At 67.9% G+C, this 25200-nt stretch carries 25 protein-coding genes; 9 read left to right on the top strand and 16 right to left on the bottom strand.

Features of this window, described 5'->3' with window-relative positions; translation table 11 throughout:
* Positions 1-10: 10 nt before the first annotated feature.
* The 5 genes from fmt to ACTIFS_RS02885 all read right to left on the bottom strand — a co-directional run bounded on the left by fmt (position 11) and on the right by ACTIFS_RS02885 (position 4080).
* The gene (fmt, locus tag ACTIFS_RS02905) at positions 11-937 is read right to left on the bottom strand and encodes a methionyl-tRNA formyltransferase (RefSeq protein WP_439573028.1); all 927 of its coding nucleotides are present in this window, start codon (positions 935-937) and stop codon (positions 11-13) included.
* 2 nt (positions 938-939) lie between these two features.
* The gene (gene def, locus ACTIFS_RS02900) at positions 940-1458 is read right to left on the bottom strand and encodes a peptide deformylase (protein WP_439572543.1); all 519 of its coding nucleotides are present in this window, start codon (positions 1456-1458) and stop codon (positions 940-942) included.
* Positions 1459-1740: 282 nt separating this feature from the next.
* Positions 1741-2376 (bottom strand): transglutaminase-like cysteine peptidase, encoded by a 636-nt coding sequence (locus tag ACTIFS_RS02895; RefSeq protein ID WP_439572542.1) that lies wholly within the window; start codon positions 2374-2376, stop codon positions 1741-1743.
* A 326-nt stretch (positions 2377-2702) separates the two neighbouring features.
* Positions 2703-3359 carry a PilZ domain-containing protein gene (locus tag ACTIFS_RS02890; RefSeq protein WP_439572541.1) on the bottom strand — a complete coding sequence of 219 codons (657 nt, stop codon included), beginning with the start codon at positions 3357-3359 and terminating at the stop codon, positions 2703-2705.
* A gap of 85 nt (positions 3360-3444) precedes the next feature.
* Positions 3445-4080 carry a PAS domain-containing protein gene (locus ACTIFS_RS02885; RefSeq protein WP_439572540.1) on the bottom strand — a complete coding sequence of 212 codons (636 nt, stop codon included), beginning with the start codon at positions 4078-4080 and terminating at the stop codon, positions 3445-3447.
* A 447-nt stretch (positions 4081-4527) separates the two neighbouring features.
* Here ACTIFS_RS02885 and ACTIFS_RS02880 point away from each other — a divergent pair, with 447 nt between their 5' ends.
* Together ACTIFS_RS02880 and ACTIFS_RS02875 are read left to right on the top strand one after the other, a co-directional pair.
* Positions 4528-5259, top strand: a complete 732-nt coding sequence (locus ACTIFS_RS02880; RefSeq protein WP_439572539.1) for a rhomboid family intramembrane serine protease — start codon at positions 4528-4530, stop codon at positions 5257-5259.
* A gap of 140 nt (positions 5260-5399) precedes the next feature.
* Complete coding sequence (locus tag ACTIFS_RS02875) at positions 5400-5831, top strand: CBS domain-containing protein (RefSeq protein ID WP_439572538.1); 432 nt, start codon at positions 5400-5402, stop codon at positions 5829-5831.
* Positions 5832-5845: 14 nt separating this feature from the next.
* Here the strand turns inward: ACTIFS_RS02875 and ACTIFS_RS02870 are convergent, their stop codons facing one another.
* Entirely contained in the window at positions 5846-6901 is a 1056-nt protein-coding gene (locus ACTIFS_RS02870; protein WP_439572537.1) for a patatin-like phospholipase family protein, read from the bottom strand.
* A 45-nt stretch (positions 6902-6946) separates the two neighbouring features.
* Complete coding sequence (gene hisI / locus ACTIFS_RS02865; RefSeq protein WP_439572536.1) at positions 6947-7399, bottom strand: phosphoribosyl-AMP cyclohydrolase; 453 nt, start codon at positions 7397-7399, stop codon at positions 6947-6949.
* A 182-nt stretch (positions 7400-7581) separates the two neighbouring features.
* Here hisI and ACTIFS_RS02860 point away from each other — a divergent pair, with 182 nt between their 5' ends.
* Positions 7582-7983 carry a hypothetical protein gene (locus ACTIFS_RS02860; protein ID WP_439572535.1) on the top strand — a complete coding sequence of 134 codons (402 nt, stop codon included), beginning with the start codon at positions 7582-7584 and terminating at the stop codon, positions 7981-7983.
* Positions 7984-7986: 3 nt separating this feature from the next.
* Here ACTIFS_RS02860 and ACTIFS_RS02855 read toward each other — a convergent pair whose 3' ends face one another.
* The 6 genes from ACTIFS_RS02855 to ACTIFS_RS02830 all read right to left on the bottom strand — a co-directional run bounded on the left by ACTIFS_RS02855 (position 7987) and on the right by ACTIFS_RS02830 (position 16534).
* Positions 7987-9837, bottom strand: coding sequence for an ABC transporter ATP-binding protein (locus ACTIFS_RS02855; RefSeq protein ID WP_439572534.1), 1851 nt, complete (start codon positions 9835-9837; stop codon positions 7987-7989).
* 169 nt (positions 9838-10006) lie between these two features.
* Entirely contained in the window at positions 10007-12172 is a 2166-nt protein-coding gene (locus ACTIFS_RS02850) for an FAD-dependent oxidoreductase (RefSeq protein ID WP_439572533.1), read from the bottom strand.
* Between the two features lie 224 nt (positions 12173-12396).
* On the bottom strand, positions 12397-13773 hold the full coding sequence (locus ACTIFS_RS02845; protein WP_439572532.1) for a TRAP transporter large permease: 1377 nt from the start codon (positions 13771-13773) through the stop codon (positions 12397-12399).
* Positions 13770-14405 (bottom strand): TRAP transporter small permease subunit, encoded by a 636-nt coding sequence (locus ACTIFS_RS02840; protein ID WP_439572531.1) that lies wholly within the window; start codon positions 14403-14405, stop codon positions 13770-13772. The genes ACTIFS_RS02845 and ACTIFS_RS02840 overlap by 4 nt, the downstream gene beginning before the upstream one ends.
* A gap of 118 nt (positions 14406-14523) precedes the next feature.
* Positions 14524-15600, bottom strand: coding sequence for a TRAP transporter substrate-binding protein (locus ACTIFS_RS02835; protein WP_439572530.1), 1077 nt, complete (start codon positions 15598-15600; stop codon positions 14524-14526).
* Positions 15601-15718: 118 nt separating this feature from the next.
* The gene (locus ACTIFS_RS02830) at positions 15719-16534 is read right to left on the bottom strand and encodes a putative hydro-lyase (protein WP_439572529.1); all 816 of its coding nucleotides are present in this window, start codon (positions 16532-16534) and stop codon (positions 15719-15721) included.
* A gap of 126 nt (positions 16535-16660) precedes the next feature.
* Here ACTIFS_RS02830 and ACTIFS_RS02825 point away from each other — a divergent pair, with 126 nt between their 5' ends.
* On the top strand, positions 16661-17593 hold the full coding sequence (locus ACTIFS_RS02825) for a LysR family transcriptional regulator (RefSeq protein WP_439572528.1): 933 nt from the start codon (positions 16661-16663) through the stop codon (positions 17591-17593).
* Here ACTIFS_RS02825 and ACTIFS_RS02820 read toward each other — a convergent pair.
* The gene (locus ACTIFS_RS02820) at positions 17550-17975 is read right to left on the bottom strand and encodes a DUF2948 family protein (RefSeq protein ID WP_439572527.1); all 426 of its coding nucleotides are present in this window, start codon (positions 17973-17975) and stop codon (positions 17550-17552) included. The genes ACTIFS_RS02825 and ACTIFS_RS02820 overlap by 44 nt on opposite strands.
* A 63-nt stretch (positions 17976-18038) precedes the next feature.
* Between ACTIFS_RS02820 and ACTIFS_RS02815 the strand changes: the two genes are divergently transcribed.
* The 5 genes from ACTIFS_RS02815 to rpoN all read left to right on the top strand — a co-directional run bounded on the left by ACTIFS_RS02815 (position 18039) and on the right by rpoN (position 22777).
* Entirely contained in the window at positions 18039-18656 is a 618-nt protein-coding gene (locus ACTIFS_RS02815) for a ribonuclease D (protein WP_439572526.1), read from the top strand.
* Between the two features lie 134 nt (positions 18657-18790).
* Positions 18791-19522 (top strand): LPS export ABC transporter periplasmic protein LptC, encoded by a 732-nt coding sequence (gene lptC, locus ACTIFS_RS02810; protein WP_439572525.1) that lies wholly within the window; start codon positions 18791-18793, stop codon positions 19520-19522.
* Positions 19519-20199 carry an LptA/OstA family protein gene (locus ACTIFS_RS02805; protein WP_439572524.1) on the top strand — a complete coding sequence of 227 codons (681 nt, stop codon included), beginning with the start codon at positions 19519-19521 and terminating at the stop codon, positions 20197-20199. The genes lptC and ACTIFS_RS02805 overlap by 4 nt, the downstream gene beginning before the upstream one ends.
* Before the next feature lie 32 nt (positions 20200-20231).
* The gene (lptB, locus tag ACTIFS_RS02800) at positions 20232-21107 is read left to right on the top strand and encodes an LPS export ABC transporter ATP-binding protein (protein ID WP_439572523.1); all 876 of its coding nucleotides are present in this window, start codon (positions 20232-20234) and stop codon (positions 21105-21107) included.
* A gap of 137 nt (positions 21108-21244) precedes the next feature.
* A complete protein-coding gene (gene rpoN / locus ACTIFS_RS02795) occupies positions 21245-22777 on the top strand; it encodes an RNA polymerase factor sigma-54 (protein WP_439572522.1) in 1533 nt (510 codons plus the stop codon).
* 20 nt (positions 22778-22797) lie between these two features.
* On the opposite strand, the gene proB is transcribed toward rpoN, so the two are convergent.
* Together proB and ACTIFS_RS02785 are read right to left on the bottom strand one after the other, a co-directional pair.
* Positions 22798-23934: a glutamate 5-kinase gene (gene proB / locus ACTIFS_RS02790; RefSeq protein WP_439572521.1), complete on the bottom strand. Its 1137-nt coding sequence runs from the start codon at positions 23932-23934 to the stop codon at positions 22798-22800.
* Positions 23935-24095: 161 nt separating this feature from the next.
* Positions 24096-25181: a BMP family ABC transporter substrate-binding protein gene (locus ACTIFS_RS02785; protein ID WP_439572520.1), complete on the bottom strand. Its 1086-nt coding sequence runs from the start codon at positions 25179-25181 to the stop codon at positions 24096-24098.
* Between the last annotated feature and the right edge of the window lie 19 nt (positions 25182-25200).

The raw sequence follows: 25200 nt of genomic DNA, 5'->3' as shown, positions 1-25200 counted from the left end.
GGCCGCGCCCTCAGCCGAAACGGGCGCCGGCGGCAAGCCTCGCGCCGTTGACGAAATCGGCGGCCTTCATCGGCTTCGCGCCGGCGCGCTGGACCTCTGCGAGGCGCACCGAACCCTCGCCGCAGGCGATGGTGAGGTCGCTGTCGAGCATGGTTCCGGCAGGGCCGGAGCCTGCCGCCCGGACCGAGCGCAGTGCCTTCACGCGCTCGGGTCCCCTGCCGAGATCGGCCTCGAACCAGGCGCCGGGAAAGGGCGACAGGCCGCGGATCAGATTGTGGACCTCCGCCGCCGGCCGCGCCCAGTCGATCCGCGCCTCGGCCTTGTCGATCTTGGCGGCATAGGTCACGCCCGCGGCCAGCTGGGGCGAGAAGCCGAGCGAGCCGCGCTCCAGGGCGGCCAGCGCGCGCACCATCAGGTCGGCGCCGAGCACGGCCATGCGGTCATGCAGTTCAAGGGCGGTCATATCCGGGCCGATGGGGATCGTCTCGGCCATGGCGACCGGGCCGGTGTCCAGCCCCTCGTCCATCTTCATGACCATGACGCCGGTTTCGGCGTCGCCCGCCATGATGGCCCGCTGGATGGGAGCTGCTCCCCGCCAGCGCGGCAGCAGCGAGCCATGCAGGTTGAGACAGCCGAGCCCCGGCGCCTCCAGCACCGGCCCTGGCAGGATGAGGCCATAGGCCACCACCACGGCGACATCGGCGCCGAGCGAGGCGAAGACCTCCTGGGCCGGCGCGTCGCGCAGCGTCCTCGGCGTGAAGACCGGGATGCCGAAACGCTCGGCGAGCCTGTGGACGGGCGTCTTCTGCTCGGCCATGCCGCGGCCTGCCGGCTTCGGCGCGCGGGTATAGACCGCCACGACCTCGTGACCCTGGCCGATGATCTCGGACAGGGTCGGGACGGCAAAGTCCGGCGTGCCCATGAAGACGACGCGCAGGCTCACGCGGTCGCCTCGCGCTTGGCCTGCTTGGTGAATTTCTTCATCACCCGCTCGCGCTTCAGGCGCGACAGGTAGTCGATGAACAGCACGCCGTTGAGGTGGTCCACCTCGTGCTGGACGCAGGTCGCCATCAGCCCGTCGCAGTCGAGGTCCTGCGGCTTGCCATCGAGATCCAGATAGCGAACGCGGCACTGGGCCGGCCGCTCGACCTCCTCGTAATATTCGGGGATCGACAGGCAGCCCTCCTCATAGGTGGAGGTCTCCTCCGACCGCCAGACGATTTCCGGATTGATCAGCACGACCGGCGTCTTCGGCTCGTCCTTGCGCGCAAGGTCGATGGTGATGATGCGCTTGGGAACGGCGATCTGGATGGCCGCAAGGCCGATGCCGGGCGCCTCGTACATCGTCTCCAGCATGTCGTCCGCCAGCCTGCGGATCTCCCGGTCGACGGCTGCGACAGGCTCGGAGACCAGCTTCAGCCGCGGGTCCGGAATGACGATGATCTCGCGTGGGGCCATGGAGCAGCGGACAGGCGTTGAGGGACGGCGACGGCCGGTTTCGCGCCTGAGTTAAGCGTCCGCCGGGGCCGGGTCAATCGGCGCCTGCGGAGGGACCCGGCCCGGGGCGCGCCGGCGCCTGTCAGAAAAGGTGACGGCCGGCCCTCTTTGCGAGGTACCGGCCGTCGATCGCGAACCCGGTCTGGGGACGGGGAGGGGTGGGACGTGACCGAGGACGCGAAGCTCCGATTGTGTGTTGGCCCACACTGGACCGTTTCGATGTCCGCCGCGCGAACGGGCTTGCTACTGGCTGGCCACCGCCGCCGGTGCGGAGGCCGGACCGATGGTGACCCAGCGGTTCGGATCAGCTTCCGACTGGCGCTTCACGAAGCGATAGCCGGTCTGGTTCCACAGACGGATCGCGTCCGTCTCGTTGTCGAGAATGAAGTCGCCGCGGTCGGTGCGGACGGTCAGCACGGCATGGCCGTCGCCGCGCCGGTCGCGCACCACCGTGATCAGCAGCGCGCTTGCCGGAAAGCCGGCTGCGACCATCTGCTTCTTCTTCTCCAGCACGTAGTCCTCGCAGTCGCCGCGTCCCGAGACGGGATAGGTCCAGTGCTCCTCCACCCCGTACTGGTCCATATCGGTCACCGGTTCGATGGCCGCGTTGATCCGGCTGTTGATGCCGGCCATCAGGTTCCAGCTGCCGCGATCAAGGCGCACGGCGTCGATCCGGGCCGGCCGCGTGGCGCAATCGGCGGCGAAATCCCTGCAGAACTGCACCCAGCCGAGCGGTGGCGTGGTGCTGCCCATCTCGTTGAGATGGGCGAGGCGGCTGCCGTTGGCTTCGGCGCCGGCCAGGGGCAGGAGCATGAGCCCCGCCGCGGCCAGCATGGCCCGCCATCCCCCTGTCGTGGTGCCGGTCGCAAGACCCTGCATGACGTGTCCCTCCGTCGATGGGGGGACGATGCCAGCCGGCTTTTGCGCTGCACTGAAACCGATCGGTGAAAGACGAACGATCCCGGCAAGGGTTTGTTGGCACTAACGGAGCGTGGATTCACCACGGCAAACTGCGCGTTCTGGCGGATCGGGCCGATCCGTCACGCTTCGGCCGCGATTCGGAGGCCATGACGCGCCAGCGAGGCGAGCGGAGCGCACCCGTGTGGTTTCCGTGGACCGGCAGATTTGCTGAGATTGTCGGGAAGCCGTTTACCGGCGGTCAGCCAAGACCGAATCGCGGGCGTTCAGGGGCTGGCAAGCGCCGGTCAGATGAGCGGCGTGCGGGGCAAGTCGACCTTCAGGTCGGCACCGAGTTCGGCTGCCAGCGCCACGATGGTCTCGATCGGCTGCTGGTTGGAAAACTCCACCGCGACGCCACGCTCCAGCCGGCGCACCACGCGCGCCATGCAGCGCGAGATCTGGACGATGTCGCCGGGCTTCAGGTCATCGGCGCCGCCGATGGCCGCTCCCGACAGCGACATGTCGATGACGCGGATCGGCACCTTCTCGCCGAGCGGCGTGGTGATCGTCGTGAAAGGGTTGCGCGGGATGATGCGCTCGTGGCGGCGATCCTCCGGCAGGCCGAGGATCTGCCGGTTGGCCAGCCAGGTGAGCTGGTCAGCGAGCTTGTCGCGCTTGCGGAGCGAGGCCTCGATGGTCATGGAGAAGCCGGTCTCCGTGACGCGCACGATCATGCCCTCGATGCGGCCGACATGGTCGAGATAGGCGATCACCCGTTCGCCGAGCCTGCCCACGACAGGCGCCACGATGGCAGCGCCTCCCGGCGACATGTCGATGACCTGGCAGGGATATTCGCGCCGGTCCGACAGCATGAAGCGGCCGAGCACGTCCACGCGCACGCGCTGGAAGCGTCTGTTCTCCTCCGACGAGGGAGCGGTCAGGACTTTTGCCAGGGCTGACATGTGCGGCTGTGCTGGAGGAACTGCAGCCGCAACTTTAGGTCGGGAGCGTTAACAGCTGGTTGCCAAGCCGGTCATGACCGCCCCGTCAGGCAGGCAATCCGCCCCTGATCAGGCGCAGCAACGGGCGCTCGGCGGCAGGCCGGGCCGGTGCCGTCGTCACGAGCGCGGCAAGACGGGGGCGGGCCGCACCGTTCGCCGCCGCCGGGCTCTCCCGGCCGGCATCCTGCCAGGTCGGCCAGAGCAGGCGCAGTTCGGTCACGTCGAGGCTCGCGATCCCGTCGCGGCCGATCCACCAGGGTGCCTCGTGGACGGACAGCGTGCCGATCAGGCGCGCGCCGATCCGGCCGCGATGGACAAGCGGCAGGATCACCGCCTCAAGATCGACCTTGCGCCCCTGGCTGCTGGTGGCATCGAGGGCGAGCATCAGGCCGGTCTGGGCTGCCGTCGCATCGGCCAGAGCCGTGGTGGCGCGCTCCCGGCCGCCGGCGCTGAACCGGTCGAGGAAGCCCGAGCCCTTCAGTTCGCCTGCAAACAGGTTGCTGACCCGCGAGCCGGCCAGCCTGTAGGGCAGGACGACGGTGCGATCCGCCTCAAGGATGAAGGTGTCGCCAAGGATGGTCGCGATGTCGCGCGGATCGACCTCGGTGCGATCAGGCGCCGCACGGCCGGCGCGCAGGCCGTCCCAGTAGGAGAAGAGGTGGCGGCTCTCGTCGTGACGCATGGCGGGCTCATCGGCTTGCTGACCTGTGCCGGCGCGGGACAAAAACGCGTCCCGCTGGGCACCTTGCCGGTCATTGAGCAGTCGGCGTGCCAAGGTCCCGCATGACCCTCAGGGTTAACAAGGGCTTGACGCGTTAAGGTTGACCTTTGGTTTCAGTTGCGTCCCTGCCCGTCGAACAGGCAAAAGAGAGGCGTTCCACGAATTCGGGCCCCGGTGTCGACTCCACCGCCGGCCCGCTCGACTTAAGGCTTTCTCCGGGGGACAGGAGGAGAGGGAGACGTGACACGGGGGGCGGTTCGCTGCCCCCTGACGCTCCAAGCCGGGGGAGATCCGACAAGGATCTCCCCCTTTTTTTGTCCGGCGCACGCCGGAAGCACCCGCCGGCCTCGACACCGCCGGGCTCCCGTGCAAGGGAAGCCCTCCCGCCGGCACGAGTGCAGCACTTCCTTGTCCGAACGCGAACCGATCCTGAACCTTCCCGGCGTGGTCGCCGTCCTGGCCCTTGCCATGGTGCTGATCCATGCGGCGCGGCAGTTCCTGCTGTCCGATCTGGCCGACCAGGAGGTCCTGCTCACCTTCGCCTTCATCCCGGCCCGCTACGAGCGCTCGCTCGCGACATCCTGGGGCTTTCCCGGCGGCATGGCCGCCGATGTCTGGACCTTCGTGACCTATGCCTTCCTTCATGCCGACTGGCTGCACCTTGGCGTCAACACGCTGTGGTTCCTGGTGTTCGGCTCGGCGGTGGCGCGCCGTTTCGGCGTCCTGCGGTCGCTGGCGTTCTTCGCGGTGACGGCGGCGGCGGGGGCCGCGACGCACCTGGCGGCCATGGGCACGCAATTCGTCCCGATGATCGGCGCCTCGGCCGCCGTGTCCGGCTTCACGGCCGCCGCGCTGCGCTTCGTGTTCCAGATGGGCGGGCCGCTGGGCGCCATGCAGGCGAGCGAGCGCGAAGCCTGGCGGGTGCCGGCTCTGGGACTGGCCGACATGGCACGCAACGGCCCGATCATGGGGCTGACGGCGGTCTGGATCGCCATGAACGTGCTGTTCGGCGCGGTCAGCCTGCCGATCCCCGGCGCCGAGGGTCAGATCGCCTGGCAGGCCCATCTTGGTGGCTTTGCCGCGGGCCTGCTGCTGTTCCCCCTGTTCGATCCGGTCCGGGCGGAACCCGCGGACCGATAGGACAAACCATGTTGCAGCGCACGACGAAGGCCTTGCCTTCGTCACCGTTGCGCAGGATGCTTCCTGTCCGGGTGACCGGACTTGAGCTCTCGCGGGTGTGCCCGCCGGCGCGCCCCGCCATGGGACGGGAGGCGCACGCCATGAATGTGAAGAGCATCCTCGACTTCAAGGGCCGTTCGGTCGCAACCATCGCGGCAGAGGCGAGCCTTGCCGATGCCGCCCACATGCTCGCCGAAAAGCTTATCGGTGCGATCGTCGTGACCGGGCCCGGCTACAGCGTGGCCGGCATTCTGTCCGAACGCGACATCGTACGGGCGGTGTCGAAGCATGGCGCCGGAGCGCTTGACCGCACGGTCGGGACGACCATGACGACCAAGGTCATCACCTGCGGCGAGAACGAGTTGATCGGCCAGGTCATGGAGAGCATGACCTCCGGCAAGTTCCGCCATCTGCCGGTGGTGGAGAACAGCCGGCTGGTCGGCATCATCTCGATCGGCGACGTGGTGAAGTGGCGGCTCGCCGAGATCGAGAGCGAGCACAATGCGCTCAAGGACTACATCATGAACTCCTGAGGGCCGGTGGCGCTTCACGCCACCGCCTTCAGCGCCTCGGCGATCTCGGGCAGCATGCGTTCGGCCGCCTCCTCGCCGAGGGCGATGGCGTCCGCGGCGCGATGGAACTCGAACAGGCCGAGCCGCGACAGGCGCGGGCCGATGAGCACGTTGGGCGGGTCGCCGGCAAGGCGCGTGCGCGCGATCCGCTCCTGCGTGGCGTTGAACGCCTTGACCATGACCGTCGGAATGCCGGGCGAGCGGGCAAGAGCCAGGCGCGGGTCGAGCCCGCGGTCAGGCCTTGCCGGCCCTCCCTCCCCGCGTGCCAGCGCCAGCGGGCGGGCGAGCATGCGGCCGAGGCCGCGACCGACGCCGCGTCCGATTCCCCTGCCGAGATTGACCACCGCCTTCACCCGCGGGCGCCGCTCCACCAGCGGCTGGGCTTCATCGAAGGCATCCGTGCCGTGGTCCTGGATGACGGTCGCACGGCCCAGCGCATCGGCATTGAGGCTGACGGCGATCACCAGCCGGGCGCCCAGCGCGCGCGCCGCGGATACCGGCACGGGATTGGTCAGCGCGCCGTCCATCAGCCAGCGGCCGCCGACCCGCACCGGCGGCAGGATGCCCGGCAGCGCGTAGGAAGCGCGCAGGGCCTGGATCAGCAGTCCACGGGTGAGCCAGACCTCGTGGCCGGTGCCGATCTCGGTCGCGACGGCGGCAAAGCCCAGGTCCAGGTCCTCGATCCGGAGTGTGCCGATTTCGGCCTCCAGAAGCCGGGCGAGCCGCGAGCCGCCCATCAGGCCGCCGCCGGAAATGGCGATATCGACGAGGCGCACCGTGTCCCGCCGCTTCAGCGAAAGGGCCCATTCGGCAAAGGCCTCCAGCTTGCCGCAGGCATGGAGGCCGCCGACCACTGACCCGATGGAGGTTCCGGCGATGACATCGGGCGCGTAGCCGGCCCGCAGCAGCACGCGGAGCACGCCGATATGGGCAAGGCCGCGGGCAGCCCCGCCGCCAAGCGCCAGGCCGATCACGGGCCTCGGCGGGCCGGCCGTCGCCATTCCGGCCTCGTCCGGCACGTCCGGCGCCATCTGTTCCCCTCGGCTCCGATTGCGGGATCGCAGGCGCAGCATGGCTCAGCCGAAGGCCGGGCGCAGCCGCTCGGCATCGCGGAGCACGAGCGTCGCCCGGCCGACCGGGCCGCCGGTGGGGATGGCGCGATAGAAGCAGGTGCGCCGCCCGGTATGGCAGGAGCCGCCGTCGCCGCCGACGCGCACCTTCAGCCAGACGGCGTCCTGGTCGCAGTCGATGCGCATCTCGACGACGGACTGGATCTGTCCGGACGTGTCGCCCTTGTGCCAGAGCGCCTTTCGCGAGCGCGACCAGTAATGGGCCTCGCCGGTCTCGATCGTCAGCTTCAGCGCCTCGGCATTCATGTGGGCGACCATCAGGAGGTCCCCGCTCTGCGCATCGCTGGTCACCGCCGTGATCAGACCGTCAGGTCCGAAGCGCGGTGTCAGGGTGACGCCTTCCTCAAGGTCGGCCTTCAGGCCGGGCGGGGAAAAGTCGGGATCGCAATCGGCGCACATGGCACGGGTTCCGCATTTGCTCGTGTCAAGCCTTGTAGCCCGCCCCTGCGCCCCTGCCAAAGCCTGCCCCGGCGGCAGGCGGGGTGGCCGGGCACCGCTGCGTTAATCTTAACGAAACCTTCCGCTCGTCCGCCGCCGCAGACCGGGGATAAAGGAGCCTTGCATACCGACCGGAGATGACGATGGGCGTCGAAAGGGACCTTTTCTCCACCGCCGCAGCCGCGGACCAGGCGGAGCTGAAGGCCCATGCCGCTCTCTATGCGGCGCAGGAGGCAAGCGTGGCGCCTGTCGCTGCCGCCGAGCCCGTGCTAGTCACGGCCCGGGCGCGCCCTGTGCCGCAGGGCGGCGCGGCGCTGGCACAGCGGATGCGGGAGAAGCTCGTCGCCGAGCGCGCACAACTCGTGGCCGTCTCCAGGCGCGCACGCCCCGGTTCGGACAATGGCCCGCCGGGGGCGGCGATCCTCAGGTTCAGCCTGTCCGACCTGCCGCGGCTGACAGCCCCGCGGCGGAACGACACGGTGGCGGCGCGTCCCGAGCCGGACGACCGTCCCGGCAAGGACCCGGCCGGCCGCGGCGCGCGCTGAGGATCATTCCTCTTCTTCGTCGTCGTCGGGCGCGACCTCGACCGCCTGGCGGCTTGCCTGCTGGCGCTGCCACATCATGGCGTAGAGGCCACCGGCGCGGAGCAGTTCGGGATGGGTGCCGGTCTCGGCAATATGGCCGTGCTCCAGAACGATGATGCGGTCGGCGGTCACCACCGAGCCGAGGCGGTGGGTCACCGAGACGACGGTTCGCGTCTCGGCGATGCGGCGCAGCGTCTCGTTGAGCTTGGACTCGGTCGTGGCGTCCAGCGCGCTGGTCGCCTCGTCGAGCACCAGCAGGGCCGGATTGCGCACGAGCGCGCGCGCGATCGCGACACGCTGGCGCTGCCCGCCCGACAGCTGCCCGCCGCGCTCGCCCACCATGGTGTCGTAGCCTTTCGGCAGCGACATGATGAAGTCATGCACCTCGGCCTGGCGCGCCGCCTCGTGGATCTCCTCCATCGTGGCGGCGGGATAGGCCATGCGGATGTTCTCGCCGATGGTGGTATTGAACAGGAAGCTCTCCTGGAACACGACCGCCATCTGCCGTCTGAGCGAATCCTGCGTCACCGTGCTGACGTCGACGCCGTCGACCGTCACCCGGCCCTCGTTCGGGTCGTAGAAACGCATCAGCAGGTTGAGGAAAGTGCTCTTGCCCGATCCGGACGGGCCGACAATGCCGAGGAACGAGCCTTTCGGCACCGTGACGTTCAGGTTCTCGGTGCGGAACGAGGAGCCCGGATAGCTGAACGCGACGTTCTCGAAACACACCTCCCGCTCGAACGGCGCGAGTTCGGCGGCGCCGGGCTTGTCCACCATGGTGGGGCGGATGGCCAGCATGTCGTTGAGGTGGTGGATCGAGCCGGCGGCCTGGGCCAGCGTCGGGATATATTGCGTGACGTTGGTCAGCGCATAGCCCATCGACAGGAACACGCCCTCGAAGGCGATGATGGTGCCGACCGTGATGCGATCGGTGAAGGCCCAGTAGGCGCCCAGCGCGAAGACCGCGATGTGGATGACATAGAGGCCGGTCTGGGCGGTGCGCTCGACCAGGGCGGCGGCGAAGTTGGTGCGCCGCGCGATGCCGTACCAGATGACGTTGAGCGCGGAAAAGTCGATGCGCGCCTGCGGGACCAGGCCGAAGGCCTTGATCACCGGCTGGGCGGCGACATTCTCCTGCACGGCGCTGATCAGCTTGCCCTCGGTCTGACGCTTGTCATAGGCGTAGATGAAGGCCTTGCGAGCGAACATGCGCGGCCAGAGCAGGATCAGCGGGAAGATCAGCGAGGCGATCAGGCCAAGCCAGATGTCGAACATGAACATCAGGATGGTCGCGTAGATCACCTCCATGAAGGGCATGACGAAGCCCGGAACGAGCATGATCAGGGCCGCTTCAAGAGCAACGAGATCGCCGGAGAAGCGCGACAGCACCGTGCCGGTCGGCGTCGTGTGGAAGAACGGCATCGACATCGACTGAACGTGGTCGAACAGATGCTGGCGCATGTCGCGCGCCATCTCGGAGAACAGGCGCGTATAGACGAAGTCGGCGATGAGCGCGACGATCGACACGGTCACGGCAGCCGCGCCCATGAAGATCAGCGAGTTCACCAGGGCCCGCCATTCCTTTTTGATCAGCCCCTCGTCGATGAGGTACTGCGTGACCAGCGGGAAGGAGAAGTTCAGGCCCGCCTCGATGAGGACCAGCACCGCGAGCAGGATGATCGTGCCGCGATAGGGCCGGGCAAAGGGCGTCAGGAAGCGGAAAAGCGCCTTCAGATCGTCGGCACTGACGTCTTCGGACTCCTCGTCCTCGTCATCCTCGTCGTCGGGCTCGACGCTGGTCTTCTCGCTCGTCATGGGAACCCGGCGGTCGGCGGATCGTCACGGCACTCGATCCGTCATGCCTGATAAGGCTCGTTGTTGCATCTGAAATCGTTCGCATGGCAGGCCACGGGCGAAATGGCCGACGAAACGGCAAAGGGCCGGACGATGGTCCGGCCCCGCCATGTCGATGGGAAGAGATCCGTCAGCGCTTGCCGCCGGCCACCAGCCGCAGCTTCGAGGTCGGCCCCTTCTGGCGCCCCGCCATCAGCTTCTCCACCCATTTGGCCGCGTCCGGCTTGGCATAGAAGCAGTAGCGCATGGTCTCCATGTCCGGATACCAGGGGAAATCGCCCTCGTTGGCGTCGCACTCGATCTTCCACGCCTTCTTGAGGATCTTCTGGTCGTGGACGGCCGGGCGCCAGCCATGGCGCTGGAAGCGCTCGGACCATTGCCATGTCGATTCCAGCGTCAGCACGCCGTCGAAGACATCGTGATACTCGATCACCTCGCGGGTCATGTCGGCGGTGATGCCGCCGAAGAAGATGCCGATGCGGGTAACGCGGTAGAGTTCCTGGATCGCCTTGTCGATCAGTTCCTCCGGCACGTAGCACAGGCACGTATCGTAGATCACGTCGAAGGACTGGTCCTCGAAGGGCAGGTTGGTGACATCGCCCAGAAGGTTGCGGTGCAGCCATTCCTTCGGCGTCTGCGAATGGACGTGGCGCGCATTCTCGATGCCCCAGGCGTCGATGCCGATATCGGCGAAGCACTTCAGCGTCAGGCCCGAGGCCGAGCCGACGTCGAGCAGCGTATAGGGCGGCTTGATGCCGAAGATGCACTCGTAGAGGTCGGCATTGTACTGCTCGTCGAAATATTCGCGGAAGCTCTCCTCGTAGGACAGGCCCACGGCATATTCGTCGTGGTAGTCGTCGGTGAGCGTCGATTCCACGAAGCCCTCCTCGACGACGCCCTTCTGCTTCTCGAGATCGGCCTTCTTGCGGGCGCCGGAATAGGCGGCACCGCGCAGCTTGCCCATCATCATGTCGACCACGAAATTGGCCGAGTCATAGGCGCCGTTGACGGTCGAATCGAACAGGTAGTCGCCGACCATGTAGAGGTTGGGCAGCAGCTTGCCGTCGGGCTGATGGCGCTCGCGCAGCTCGGGCGCCGGATGGCCGCCCGGCAGGCCGGAAATGGTGCCGACCCAGCGCTGGACCTTCGCTTCCATAAACTGCTTGCGGGCCGTGCCGATCAGGTCCTGCGGCAGCGAATCGAGGGCCATCTCGACCAGGTCGCCGTCGGGCAGGTTGGACAGCGCCAGCGCATGGGTCGCCGGAATGAGCCAGCCGAGCACGCCGTGCTTGGAGGGATGGCGCGCGGTCTCGTCATAGAGGCAGCAGCCGCCGAAGGCGTCCGTCATCACGTAGTGGCCCTTGAAGTGCTCGGACCAGAACGGCTTCTTGAACTGGATGGTGACGCGCAGATAGTGCGCCGGATTGTCGTAGCGCGCCTGATGCTTCTGCACCGCCATGCGGGCGCCGCGGCCCTCGAACGCGATCTGGCTGACCCAGTAATTGGGCACCGCCACCACGACGTGGTCGAACTCGTGCACCTCGTCGCGGCCCTTTCGGCGCACGGTGAGGGAATAGGTGCCGCCTTCGTTGCGGGTGATCTTCGCCACCCGGCTCTGCAGCATGACCTTGCCCGAAACGCGCTCGGCCAGGCCCTCGATCAGCTTCTCGTTGCCGCCGACGATGGAATAGAGCCGCAGGTATTTCGGATCGTCCATCAGGACGTTCTTCAGGCCGTTCAGCGCATTGGTCAGCTGGGCCTCGGTGGCGACGTCGGACCGGGCCGCGACCTCGATATAGCGGCGCGCCGTCTCGTCCGGGATCTCGTCCAGCACCTCGCGGAAGCTCTTGCCGCTCCAGGGGTGCTTGTTGTCGTCGCCGGAATAGCCCTCGTAATATTCGTCGGGCGAGCACAGCTCGTGGCAGAGGGCATGAAAATCGTCGAGCGCCTTCAGCGTGGCGTCGCCGCAATGCTTCTTGATGTCGCGACGGGTGTTGAGGACGTTGCCGTCGAGGATGACGCCCTTGCCATCCATCGCAACGACGCCGAGTTCCATCACCTCGGTGATCAGCCGCCTCAGCGGATCGGGGCCGAAATGGGAGTAGTCGTAATATTCGGCGACCCCGCGCTCGAACAGGGACCCGCCCTTGTCGAAGCTGTCGGTCATGACCTTGCCGCCGAGGCGGTTGGACGCCTCGACGATGGTGGCGGTGAAAAGGCCGTCGCAGAACTTGTCGAGAAGGTAGTTGGTGAACAGGCCGCCCGGGCCGCCACCGACGATCGCAACGCGCGTCATATCCCAGCTTTCGTCACTCGAACCGCGGGCCGCTGTCGCGACCCCGGGCTATGGTCGGGAGGAAGTCCGGTCCGGTGCTATATCGGGGACACTGTCGCAAAGAAAGGCGTCTGCGTCGATAATCCGTCGACACGGCTAACCCCTGCGGCATGCAGCCCCGCGCACCCGACCGGTGCAGACCCCTCTCTGGACGAAATCGTCTGAACGCGCGGTGAACCACGCCGTCAGCGCATGATACTCGGCAGCCAGGTGGCGATGGCAGGAAAGGCCATGAGGATGCCGACGGCGAGAATATAGACAAGCATGAACGGCAGCACGCCGGTGAACACGTCGGTGATCGGGCCGCCATCCTTGCGCATGCCCTGCAGCACGTAGAGCACCGTTCCGTCAGGCGGCGATATCAGCGCGATCTCCACCATCATGACGACAATGACGCCGAACCAGATCGGGTCGTAGCCAAGCGCGACCACCACGGGAAAGATCACGGGAATGGTGGTGATCATCATGGAGAAGCCCTCCATGAAGGTTCCGAGCGCCAGGTAGAAGCCGATGATCAGCAGCATGATCGCCCAGGGCGGCAGCGGCATCTCGGAGACGAGCCTGGCCAGCGCCTGCGGCACGCCGAGGGCGGTGAAAACGTAGTTGAGCAGGTAGGCACCGAACAGGATCAGGCCGATCAGCGCGGTATTGCGCGCGGTCGCCTCGGCCGAGTCGTTCAGCATCTTGAACGAGAGCTTGCCGTCGAGAGCCGCCAGCACGATGGCCGCGATGACGCCGAGAGCCGCCGATTCGGTGGCGGTCGCCAGCCCCCCGTAGATCGTGCCGAGCACGATCAGGATCAGGATGGCGGTCGGGGCGAGGTCGACGAGGCTGCGGATCTTCTCGCCCCAGGAATAGCGCGGCCCATCCGGATCGCGCGGCGCCGCGGTCTTCGCCCGGGCCAGGATGATCAGCACGAACAGCGCGACGACCAGCAGGCTCGGCCCGACGGCGGCAAGATAGAGCGCCCCCACCGAGGTCTCGGTGATCAGTGCGTAGATGATGAAGGTGATGCCCGGCGGGATGAGGTTGCCGAGCGCTCCGCCCGCGGCCAGCGAACCGAGCACCATCTTCGGGTCGTAAGGCTTGTCCTTGAAGAAGGGCAGCGCCACGGAGCCCATGGTGGCAGCGGTTGCCACCGACGAGCCGGAGATCGCCGAGAACACCGAGGAGGCGGCGATGTTGGTGTGGAGAAGACCGCCCGGCATGCGGTTCAGCCAGATGTTGAGGGTCTTGTAGAGCCGGTCGGACAGGCCGGCGCGCAGGAGGATCTCGCCCATCAGCAGGAACAGCGGCACCGCCACCAGCACGAAGGACGAGGACGGGTTCCAGATGGTCTGGCCGATGAACAGCCAGAACGGCCGGTCGGAGAAGGCATAGCCGATGATCAGGCCGAGCACGCCGAGCGCGGCGCCGACATAGATGCCCATGCCGAAGAACAGCAGGAACAGGCCGACCAGCAGCAGGATCTGGCCGGTCAGTTCGCCCGATGGCGCCTGGCCGGTAAAGGACATGGCCACCGTGATGCCGACCAGAATGAGCAGGAAGACGACGGCGATCACGGCTTGACCTCGGGGCTGGTGGTCGTTGGGGGAACGGGCTCGCCGACAGCCTCCAGGGCCTCGGCCACCTCTTCCTGGTAGGTCCGGCTGTGCAGCAGCGACTCGGCCTCCGCGCCCCGGCCGGCGATGATGAGCAGGAAGCACTCGACCAGCATGGCCAGGATCAGCACGAAGACCACGCCGAGGCCGAAGGCCCACAGGCCCTGGGGAATGGCCAGCGGCGTCCGGATGACGCTGATATCGGTTGCCCCGAACAGCAGCGATTCCTCCACCAGGGTCCATGCGCCGTAGAACAGGTAGCCCGCCAGGACCGCCAGGAATGCGAGGCTGGCCAGGTGAAGCCAGTAGCGGATGCGGTCAGGAAAAAGGTTGACCACGACGTCGATCCTGACATGCGCGCGCATCGAGAGCGCATGGGCGAGACCCCAGGCGATCCCGAATGCCAGCGCATAGCCCGACAGCTCCGTCGTCGCCTGGGTGGAGAACCCGAGGAACCGACGGGCCAGAACGTCGAAGGTGATCAGGGCGGCGATGGCGATGAAGCCCCAGCCCGCCGCATAGCCCATCAGCGTTCCCAGCCGCGCCACGCCGCGCCGACTTGCGCCGGCCACGCCGATAAGTGTGTCCAACATCCGTGTCCCCTCGCCGGTGCCGCACCGGCGCCGCCATCATTGCGCGGATGGCGGGCCGTGTCGTGATGCGTGCCCGCGCGGGCCGGGCTGCGGCCGGCGCGGGGCTGCGTGCGGATGGTCAGTTGGCGGTGAACTGGACTTCGGAGATCGGCGCGACCACGCGGTTGTAGATCTCGCCACACCGCGCGCCGCAGCGACGCACCCAGGCCGGCAGGATGGTCGACCGCAGGGTCGTGCGCAGGGTGTCGATGTCCGCCTGGGTCGGCTCGTAGGCGGTCATCGGCCGGTTCTCGACCAGTCGGCCGAGATTGCAGCCGTCGCGGCGGCCGGTGTTGCAGGCGATGCCGTCCTCGGTCGCCTGGCGGCCGAGCGTCCACTGCGCCTCCTCGACCTCCTTCATGGTGGTCTCGAGATGGGCGCGCACCGCCGGATCGAGCCGGTTCCACCAGTTGAGGTTCACCACATAAGCCGAGATCGACCAGAACAGCGGCAGCGTGTAGAGGCTCTGGCTCACCTCATACCAGCGGGCGCCATTGCCAGACGAGGTGCCGGTGATGGCGCAGTCGACGACGCCGCGCTCCAGCGCGCCATAGACCTCGGGGAAGCCGACGGCGGTCGGCTGGCCGCCGATGGCCGTGACGAAATCGTTGGACGAGCCGCCGCCGGTGCGGATGCGCTTGCCCCGCAGGTCGGCAAGGCTGCGGATCTGGTCGCGGCAGAAGAACACCTGGGCCGGGAACGGATAGACGGCGACGATCTTCACGCCGAACCGCTCCAGTTCCCTGTTCAGTTCCGGCACCATGGCGACCGCCACCCGCCGCGACTGGCGAAGAGTCGGGTTGAGGCCGGCCAGATCCACCGCATCGGCCAGCGGCACGTCGCCCGAGGCGGTGTTGAGCGGCACGGCGCCGATATCGACCTGCCCGGAGCGGACGAGACGCAGGATCTCCGGCCCGTTGAGGTTGCGTTCCGGCCATGAGGCGAGCGTCACGGTGATGCGGCCGCCGGACGATTTCGGCAGGCCCTCGCGCAGCATCGGCACGTCGACACGGGTGAATTGCGGCAGGGCCGGACCGGGCTGGGTGACCATCTGGATGTTGACCGGCGGGCCGGCCGGCACGGTCTGGGCAAGGCCCGGCAGGCTCCAGCCGAGCGTCAGCGCGGCGGCCGCCGCGACAGAGGTCAGGCGCGTCATGATGGTCTCTCCTTCGTCGGTTCCGCGCGGGGCGGCAGGGTTCGGTCGGCGATGCTCTGGATGCTTGTTGTTTTGGGTCTTTCAGGACGGCCTTCCGGCCGGCAGAAACGGGGCGTGGTCACAGCGCGGCGATCCGGCTGTTGGTAAGGTCGGTGACGAGCATGGAGCCCGGCGCGTGGGTGATCGCGAACGGCACCCGTGCCGCGGCGATCACCGACTGGGGGGTGACGCCGCAGGCCCAGAACACCGGCAGCTCATCCGGCATCACCTCCACCGGGTCGCCATAGTCGGGACGGCCGATGTCGCGGATGCCGATGGCCTCCGGCAGGCCGATATGGACCGGCGCGCCGTGAACGGCGGGAAAGCGCGAGGTGATCTGGACGGCGCGGATGGCATCGGCCGGCTTCAGCGGCCGCATCGACACCACCATCGGGCCGGCAAAGGGTCCCGCCGGCGCGCAGGCGATCGAGGTGCGCCACATGGGCACGGTCGAGTTGCAGGCGATGTGGCGCATCGGGATGCCGTCCTGCATCAGCGCCCCCTCGAACGAGAACGAGCAGCCGATGACGAAGGCGACCAGGTCGTCGCGCCAATGGGACGTGATGTCGTCCGGCTCCTCGACCAGTTCGCCGTCCTTCCAGACGCGGTAGCGCGGCAGATCCGTGCGGATGTCGAGATCGGTGCCGAGCGAGGGGATCGCCGCATCGCCCGGCTCGGACAGGCCGATGATCGGGCAGGGCTTGGGGTTCAGCGTGCAGAAGCGCAGGAAATCGGCGGCCAGGTCCTTCGGCAGGATGGCGAGGTTGCCCTGCACGCGGCCGGCGGCCAGTCCGGCCGTGTGGCCGGTGATGTCGCCCCGGCGGATCGCCCGGCGGACCGCGGCAGGATCCGACACGTCGGCGACCGATGCTGCCCTGAACTGCGAGATGGCCATGACGCCTCCAGAAGGATCAGGTCCGGATGATCAGACTTCTTCTGGGGGTTCAGTGCAGCATCACTCGCCCATTGCGTCCAATCGGAATTCTGGATCAAGATCGATAAGCTGGTGTGATCAGAACGCATGGTTGACTTCCGCTCCCTCGAAACCCTGGTCTGGGTGGCGACGCTGCGCAGCTTCAGGCGCGCGGCCGTCAGGCTAAACACCACGCAGCCGGCCGTCTCCCAGCGCATCGCGCAGCTGGAGACGGAGATCGGCCGGCGTCTGCTGGTGCGCGAGAAGCGGACGGTCGTGCCGACCGATGCCGGCCGGCAGCTCATCGCCTATGCCGAACGCCTGCTGCGCCTGAGGGCCGAGATGCTGCACGCGGTGGCCGACAGCTCGGCGATCCGCGCCACGCTGAAGCTCGGCGTCGCCGAGACCATCGTCCACACCTGGCTGCCGCGCTTCGTCGAGCGGATGGCGAAGGCCTATCCGCGCATCGAACTGGAGATCGAGGTGGATATCACGCCCAACCTGCGCGAAAGGCTGATCGCCCAGGAGCAGGATCTGGTCTTCGTGCTCGGCGCGCTGGCCGGCCCGCAATTGAAGAACCTGCCGCTGTCGACCTATCGGCTGGCCTTCCTGACGGCGCCCGGCTACCCGCTGCCAAAGGGCCCGATCGGCCTCGACGTCCTGGCGCGCCATCCGATCATGACCTTTTCGCGCAACACCCGGCCCTATCTGGCGCTGCGCGAGATGTTCTCCGCACCGGGCCTGCCGGCGGTGCGAATCCATGCCTCCTCGTCCATGGCGACGATCCTGCGCATGGCGGAGGACGGGCTCGGCATTGCGGCCGTGCCCTCGGCGATTGCGGGCGCGGAGATCAGGGCCGGTCGGCTGCGCATGCTGCGCACCGGCGTCGAGCTTCCCGAGCTCGATTTCTTCGCCGCATGGCGCACCACGCCGGATGCGGGAACCATCGAGGCGGTGGCGATGATCGCGGCCGAGGTGGCGCGCAGCGCCGGCCGGGTCAGTCGTGACCTGGCACCGTCTCGGCCTGCCAGGCCGGACTGAGATCGTCGAGGGCGGCCTCGATACATTCGACGGTCAGCCGCAGACCGGCACCGCCGGCAAAGACCAGTTCGATGGTTCCGGCCGGCTCCAGCTCCGGCGCGAAGCGGATGGCGAGCAGTTCGAGCGCGGCATCGCCGCCCTTGGGAATGCCGCGCGCCCTCACCGCTGAGACCTGCTCGAAACGCATGCCGGTGCGCCGCCGCTGACAGGCACCGCCATCGACCGCAGCCCAGTCGAACCGGCTGCAGACGAGAACGAAACGCCTCTCGCGTGCCAGATAGGCCATGTCGGACGCCTTCAGCACGGCATCCTGGAGATGGGCGGAGACGACCGCGAGGTCCTCCGCGTCGAGGGCGAGCAGCTTGAGCGGTGCGCCGGTCATTGGATTTCTCCGACGCCACGGCCTATAGGACGACGATATCCTCCCGTCCAGACGCCTGAGGCCATGACCATCCGCTCCCATGTCGGCGATCTGCCGGACCTCGACCATTACCGCGTCGGCGTTGTCGCCATCGACACCGAGACGCTCGGCCTGATGCCGCACCGCGACCGGCTGTGCGTCGTCCAACTCTCCCCGGGCGACGGCACAGCCGATGTCGTGCAGATCCGCAAGGGCCAGGCGGCTCCGCCGAACCTCTGCGCGCTGCTGGCCGATCCGGGCATCGTCAAGCTGTTCCACTTCGCGCGGTTCGACCTCGCCGTCATGAAACATGCCTTTGGCGTGACCACCGCGCCGGTCTACTGCACCAAGATCGCCTCCAGGCTGACGCGCACCTATACAGACCGGCACGGGCTGAAGGACCTCACCAAGGACCTGCTCGGCATCGATCTGTCCAAGGCGCAGCAGAGCTCGGACTGGGCGGCCGACGCCCTGTCGCCGGCCCAGCTCGAATATGCCGCGTCCGACGTGCTGCACCTGCATGCGCTGAAGGACCGGCTCGACGCCATGCTGGCACGCGAGGACCGGGCGGGGCTTGCCGAGGCCTGTTTCCATTTCCTGCCGACGCGGGCCGAACTCGACCTTGCCGGCTGGCCGGAGACCGATATCTTTGCCCATTCATGAGGGCCGGGGCTCCACTCTTCGCCCGGCTGCGGCCATGCTGGGGCCACAGAATGCTATAGAGTGCGCGGCGCGCGTTCCGGCCGGTCGGCCCACCGATGGCAACCGTCCGGACAGTGCGCGGGAGACCCTTGTCGATGGCGGCGCGGCCAATCCATGACTGGCATATCTCCGGAGGCGCGGCCGCCGGCGACCCGGCGCGCGAAGCGGCGTTCCGCGCCGCTTTCCGTCACTCGCGGCGGGTCAGGACGCTGCGCGTCGCCATACCGATCGTGTCGGTGCTGCTGTTCGCCGGCGTGGTGTTCGTCAGCTGGTGGAACCCGCTGAAGATGCTGAACTTGCCGGTCTCGATCGGAAACATCGCGGTCTCCGGGTCGAAGGTGACCATGGAGGCGCCGCGCCTGACCGGCTACACCAACGACAACCGGTTCTATCGTGTTGCCGCCACGCGCGCCGAGCACGACATCCTGCAGGCCCATATCGTGACCCTGTCCGCCATCGACGCGGAAATGGAGATCGAAGGCGGAGGCACGGCACGCGTCGTGGCGCCGGCCGGCGTGCTGGACACCAAGACCGGACAGGTCGAGTTCAACGAGCGGGTGTCGGTCACCACCTCGAACGGCCAGTCCGGGGAGGCGGGCCATGCCCTGATCGACACGCGGGCCGGGGTGATTACCTCGAAAGGACCGGTGCAACTGGCCTCGCCGCGCGGCCAGCTCTTCGCCGACCGCATGGCGATCCGCGACAACGGCAAGACGATCGTGCTTGAAGGACAGGTGCGTGGTAACTTCATGCCCGAGCCGCCTGATCCGGCCGCCAGGTCGCAGCCGGAAGGCTCGTCCCCCGACAATGTGGAGATTCGCAGATGATGCCGGCTGAAGTCAGGGCGAGAATGCCGAAGGCGCGCCGAGCCGCCCGGGGGCTTGCTGCACTCGCCGCCGTGGCCCTGCTGACGGCGCTGCCGGCGGGTGCCCAGCAGGCCGGCAGCCCCTTCGTCGGATTCAGCCAGAACCGGGACCAGCCGATCAATTTCGAAGCCGACAGGGCCGAGGTCCTCGACAACGAGCGCAAGGCGATCCTGACCGGCAATGTGCGCATCCGGCAGGGCGAGTCCTCCCTGGCGGCATCCCGCCTGGTGATCCTCTACGAAAATCCGGCCGGCGGCGGCCGCCCCGCGACGACCTCCGAGCGCCAGCCGGCCACGGTGACCGCATCGCCCACGCAGAATGTCCGGCGCTTCGAGATGGAGGGAGGCGTCGTGGTCACCTCGCGCAACCAGAGCGCCACGGCCGAGCGGGGCTCGTTCGACGCGCGCCGCAACGAGGCGGTCATGGAAGGCAATGTGGTGCTGACCCAGTGCGGCAACGTGCTGCGCGGCAGCCGGCTGTTCGCCGATCTCACCGCCAACCGGGTGCGCCTTGACGGCGGGGCCTCGACCGGCGGGCGGGTCTCGGGCGTGCTGTCGCCGGCCGGCCAGGGCGCTGGCGGTTCCAACAATCCCGAATGCGCTGGAGCGCCGGCCCGCCGGCCGGCCCCGCGCGGCTGAGGCGGCCGCATCCGGTGTCCGTGATCGATCGCATGACCGGCCTGATCGGGCGCAAGCCGTCGCAGGCCCCTGCCCCGGCGGTGGATGCCGACTGGCTGGTGAAGGAGATGGCCGCGGAGGTGGCGCTCCTCGACCAGCCGCCGCGCGCGCCGGCGCCGCAGGAGGCGCTCGAACCCCGCTCCGAGGAGGGCTTTCTCGGCGTCCACGGCGTGTGGAAGTCCTACAAGGGGCGCGCCGTGGTCCGGGGCGTCAACCTCGACGTCAGGCGCGGCGAGGCGGTCGGCCTGCTCGGGCCGAACGGTGCCGGCAAGACCACGGTGTTCTACATGATCACCGGCCTGGTGGAGGCCGACAAGGGCCGCATCGCGCTCGACGGGCGGGACATCACCGCGCTGCCCATGTACCGGCGCGCCCGGCTCGGCATCGGCTACCTGCCGCAGGAGGCCTCGATCTTCCGCGGCCTGAATGTCGAGGACAATATCCGGGCCGTGCTCGAGGTGACCGAGCGCGACAAGGCCAAGCGCGAGCAGGAGCTCGACGCCCTGCTCGACGAGTTCAACATCACGCGCCTGCGCAAGAGCCCGGCCATCGCGCTGTCCGGCGGCGAGCGGCGGCGCCTGGAAATCGCCCGGGCGCTGGCCACCAAGCCCTCGTTCATGCTGCTCGACGAGCCCTTTGCCGGCATCGACCCGATTGCGGTCGGCGACATCCAGAACCTCGTGCGCCACCTGAAGGAGCGCGGGATCGGCGTGCTCATCACCGACCACAACGTGCGCGAGACGCTGGGCCTGATCGACCGGGCCTATATCATCCATTCCGGACAGGTGCTGATGGAGGGCTCGCCCGGCGAGATCGTCTCCAATCCCGACGTGCGCAGGCTTTATCTCGGCGAAGAGTTCCGACTCTAGGCCGGCCGGCCCCGCAACCCCGCCGATGGTCTTAACGACGTAGTCACCCGTCTCATGGCATGAACCTTGCTAATCACCGCTTCGGCCGTATGATCGGGCTTCGGTGGTTGGATCGAACCTGATCGGCAAGGAACCCGATGGCCCTGTCTGCACGTCTCGAGCTTCGCGTCGGCCAGTCGCTGGTCATGACGCCCCAGCTCATGCAGGCGATCAAGCTGCTGCAGCTCTCCAATCTCGACCTGATGGCCTATGTCGAGGCGGAGCTTGAGAAGAACCCCCTGCTCGAACGCGCCGAGCCGGCAAACGAGGCCGGTCCGGAAGGTGACGCGGCCCCGGCGGCCGCTCCCGTCGAGGGCGATGCCCAGGCCGGCGACTGGTTGGGCGACGACATGGGACCAAGCCGCACCGAGATTGAGGAGCGGCTCGGCACCGAAATGGAGAACGTCTTTCCCGACGACAAGGGGCCGGAGGTGCGCCACGCCGATGCCGGCTCGGACCCCATGACCTCGTCATGGACCAATGTCGGCTCCGGCGGCTCGGACAGCGAGGACTACAATCTCGAGGCCTTCGTGTCGGCCGATCTGTCGCTGGCCGACCACCTCTCCAACCAGCTCGCGCTGGCCGTGGAAGTGCCCGCCGACCGGCTGATCGGCCAGATGCTGATCGATTCCATCGATGATGCCGGCTACCTGACGGTCGCTGTCGAGGATGTCGCCGACCGGCTGGGCGCGGAACTGGAAGACGTCGTCTCGGTTCTCGAGGTGATCCAGACCTTCGAGCCCTCGGGTGTCGGCGCGCGCAATCTCGCCGAATGCCTTGCCATCCAGCTGAAGGAGAAGGACCGCTTCGACCCGGCGATGCAGGTTCTGGTCGGGCATCTGGAACTGCTCGGCAAGCGTGACTTCGGTGCCCTGAGAAAGCTGTGCGCGGTCGATGACGAAGACCTTGCCGACATGGTCTCCGAGATCCGCCGGCTGAACCCCAAGCCGGGCCTTGCCTATGGCTTTGCGCCCGTCCAGCCGCTGGTGCCGGACGTGATGGTGCGGGCCGGCCCGGACGGCGGCTGGCTGGTCGAGCTCAATTCCGAAACCCTGCCCAAGGTGCTGGTCAACCAGAGCTATTACGCGCGCGTCTCCAAGACCGCGAAGAACGACACGGACAAGAGCTTCCTTGCCGACGCCATGCAGACGGCGACCTGGCTGACGCGGGCGCTGGACCAGCGGGCGCGCACCATCCTGAAGGTCGCGACCGAGATCGTCCGCCAGCAGGACGCCTTCTTCGCCCTCGGCGTGCAATATCTCAGGCCGCTGAACCTGAAGACCATTGCCGACGCCATCAGCATGCATGAATCGACCGTGTCGCGGGTCACCTCCAACAAGTCGATCGCCACCAGCCGCGGCATTTTCGAGATGAAGTATTTCTTCACCTCGTCGATCGCCAATTCCGCCGTCGGCGGCGAGAGCCATTCGGCCGAGGCCGTGCGCTACCGGATCAAGCAGATGATCGACGCCGAGACGCCGGACGATGTGCTCTCGGACGATGCCATCATGGACAAGCTGAAGGATTCGGGCATCGACATCGCCCGCCGGACGGTGGCCAAGTATCGCGAGGCCCTGCGCATCCCGTCCTCGGTCCAGCGCCGGCGCGAGAAGCAGGCGATGATGGTGTAGCGGGCCTGCGCCCCGCCGGCCTATTCCGCCGCCAGCACCAGATCGTCGCGATGGATCATCTCCGAGCGGCCGCGATAGCCGAGCACGGCCTCGATGGCCTTCGAGTTGCGGCCCATGATCTGCACGGCCGCCACCGCGTCATAGGCCACGAGGCCGCGGCCGATCTCGGCGCCGTCGGGCCCGCGCACCACCACGCAGTCGCCACGCTCGAAGGCGCCCTCGACCCTCGCAACGCCGGCCGGCAGCAGGCTCTTGCCGAGGCGCAGCGCACCGACCGCCCCGGCATCGAGCCAGAGGACGCCGCGCGGCTCCAGCGAGCCGGCAATCCATTTCTTGCGGCTGGTGACCGGATGCGTCGGCGTCAGGAACCAGGTGCAGGGTCCGCCGGCCTCGATCCGGCCGAGCGGCGAATCGTGTTTGCCGGAGGCGATCACCATGGTCGTGCCGGCCGTGGTGGCGATCTTGCCGGCCTCGACCTTGGTGGTCATGCCTCCGCGCGACAGTTCGGAGGCAGCGCCCCCAGCCATGGCCTCGATCTCCGGGGTGATCCGCGGCACCACGGGGATCAGCGTCGCGGAAGGGTCGTTCTGCGGCGGGGCGGTGTAGAGACCGTCGATGTCGGAGAGCAGAACCAGCAGGTCGGCGCCGATCATGGTGGCGACGCGGGCGGCGAGGCGGTCATTGTCGCCGTAGCGGATCTCGTCGGTTGCCACGGTGTCGTTCTCGTTGACCACCGGCACGGCGCGCACCTCGAACAACGTCTCCACGGTGTTCCGGGCGTTCAGATAGCGCCGGCGCTCCTCGGTATCGTTGAGGGTCACGAGGATCTGTCCGGCGACAATGCCGTGGCGGCCGAGCACCTCCGACCAGGCGCGAGCCAGGGCGATCTGGCCGACCGAGGCCGCCGCCTGGCTCTGTTCAAGCTCCAGCGGCCCCTTCGGCAGCTTCAGGATGGTGCGCCCCAGCGCGATGGCGCCGGAGGAGACGACCAGCACATTGGCCCCGCGGGCCGCCTGGCGGGCAATGTCGTCCGCGAGCGTTTCCAGCCAGGCCTGGCGCACGGCGCCCCGCGTGCCGTCGACCAGCAACGAGGAGCCGACCTTCACCACGATGCGGCGGAAGGCGGAGAGCACGGGCGTGGCGATGGGAGCGGACATGACACATGAGACGCGAAACCCGCCGCGAAAGGCGGCGGGTTCCCGTTCTTAGACGAGGAGGTCGGCGGGAGGCAATCGGCGCCGACGCGGCTTGCTCCTCACCCGGTCAGACTTGGGGTGAGGGGGCCTGCCACCAGCGTCCGGCCGGCCTCCCGCGCCCCTCAATTGCCGCTCGGCACGCGCTCGTCGATGCCGCGGATGTAGAAGTTCATGCCGAGGATCTGCGGATCGGCCAATGTGCCATTGCCCTCGCATGGCACGGTCTGGCCGTCCTGGCGCACGACGGGACAGCGGAACGGATGCAGTGTGCCGGCCTTGATGGCCGCCTCCGTCGCTTCCGCCATCGCCTTCACGTCGGCGGGCATGTTGGTATAGGGCGCCATGTGGACGAGGCCGGTGTTCAGCCCGCCCCAGGTGTCGCCGGAGGTCCACTGGCCGTCGAGCATCATCTGCACGCGCCGGACGTAATAGGGCGCCCAGTCGTTGACGATGGAGGTGAGCTGCGCGTTCGGCCCGAAGCGGAGCATGTCGGAATCCTGCCCGAAGGCGAGGATGCCGCGCTGGGCCGCGACCTGCATGGCGGCGGGGGAATCGGTGTGCTGGGCGAGGATGTCGGCGCCCTGGTCGGCCAGTGCCTTGGCGGCGTCGGCCTCCTTGCCCGGATCGTACCAGGAATTGACCCAGACGATGCGGACCTTCAGGTCCGGGCGAATGGACTGAGCCCCCAGCATGAAGGCATTGATGCCCGAAATGACCTCGGGAATGGCGTAGGAGCCGATATAGCCGACCGTGCCGGTCTTCGACATGCGCGCGGCGATCTGGCCGAGGATGTAGCGGCCCTCGTAGAAGCGGCCCGCATAGGTGGCAAGGTTCGGACCGCGCTTGTAGCCGGTGGCGTGTTCGAAGCGCACGTTCGGATGACGGCGGGCCACGCGCTCGGTCGGGTCCATGAACCCGAACGAGGTGGTGAAGATCAGCCGGTGGCCGGTGCGGGCGAGCTGTTCGATGACGCGCTCGGCATCCGGTCCCTCGGCCACCTTCTCGACGAAGGTGGTCTCCACGCGGTTGCCGAACTGGCGCTCGACCGCCTGGCGGCCGAGGTCGTGCTGGTAGGTCCATCCGTGGTCGCCCACGGGACCGACATAGACGAAGCCGATCTTCAGCTTCTCCTGGGCAAGGGCATAGCCCATGCCGACGGTGGCGCCGACGGCGGCGACCGCGGCGACGAGAAGGGCCTTCAGTTTCATGGATGACGCTCCCGTGGAA

This window comes from Phreatobacter sp., assembly GCF_051860605.1.
Classification (GTDB): Bacteria; Pseudomonadota; Alphaproteobacteria; order Rhizobiales; family Phreatobacteraceae; genus Phreatobacter.
The sequence above is the reverse complement of the archived record's forward strand: the minus strand, read 5'-3'. Positions and strand labels throughout refer to the sequence as shown.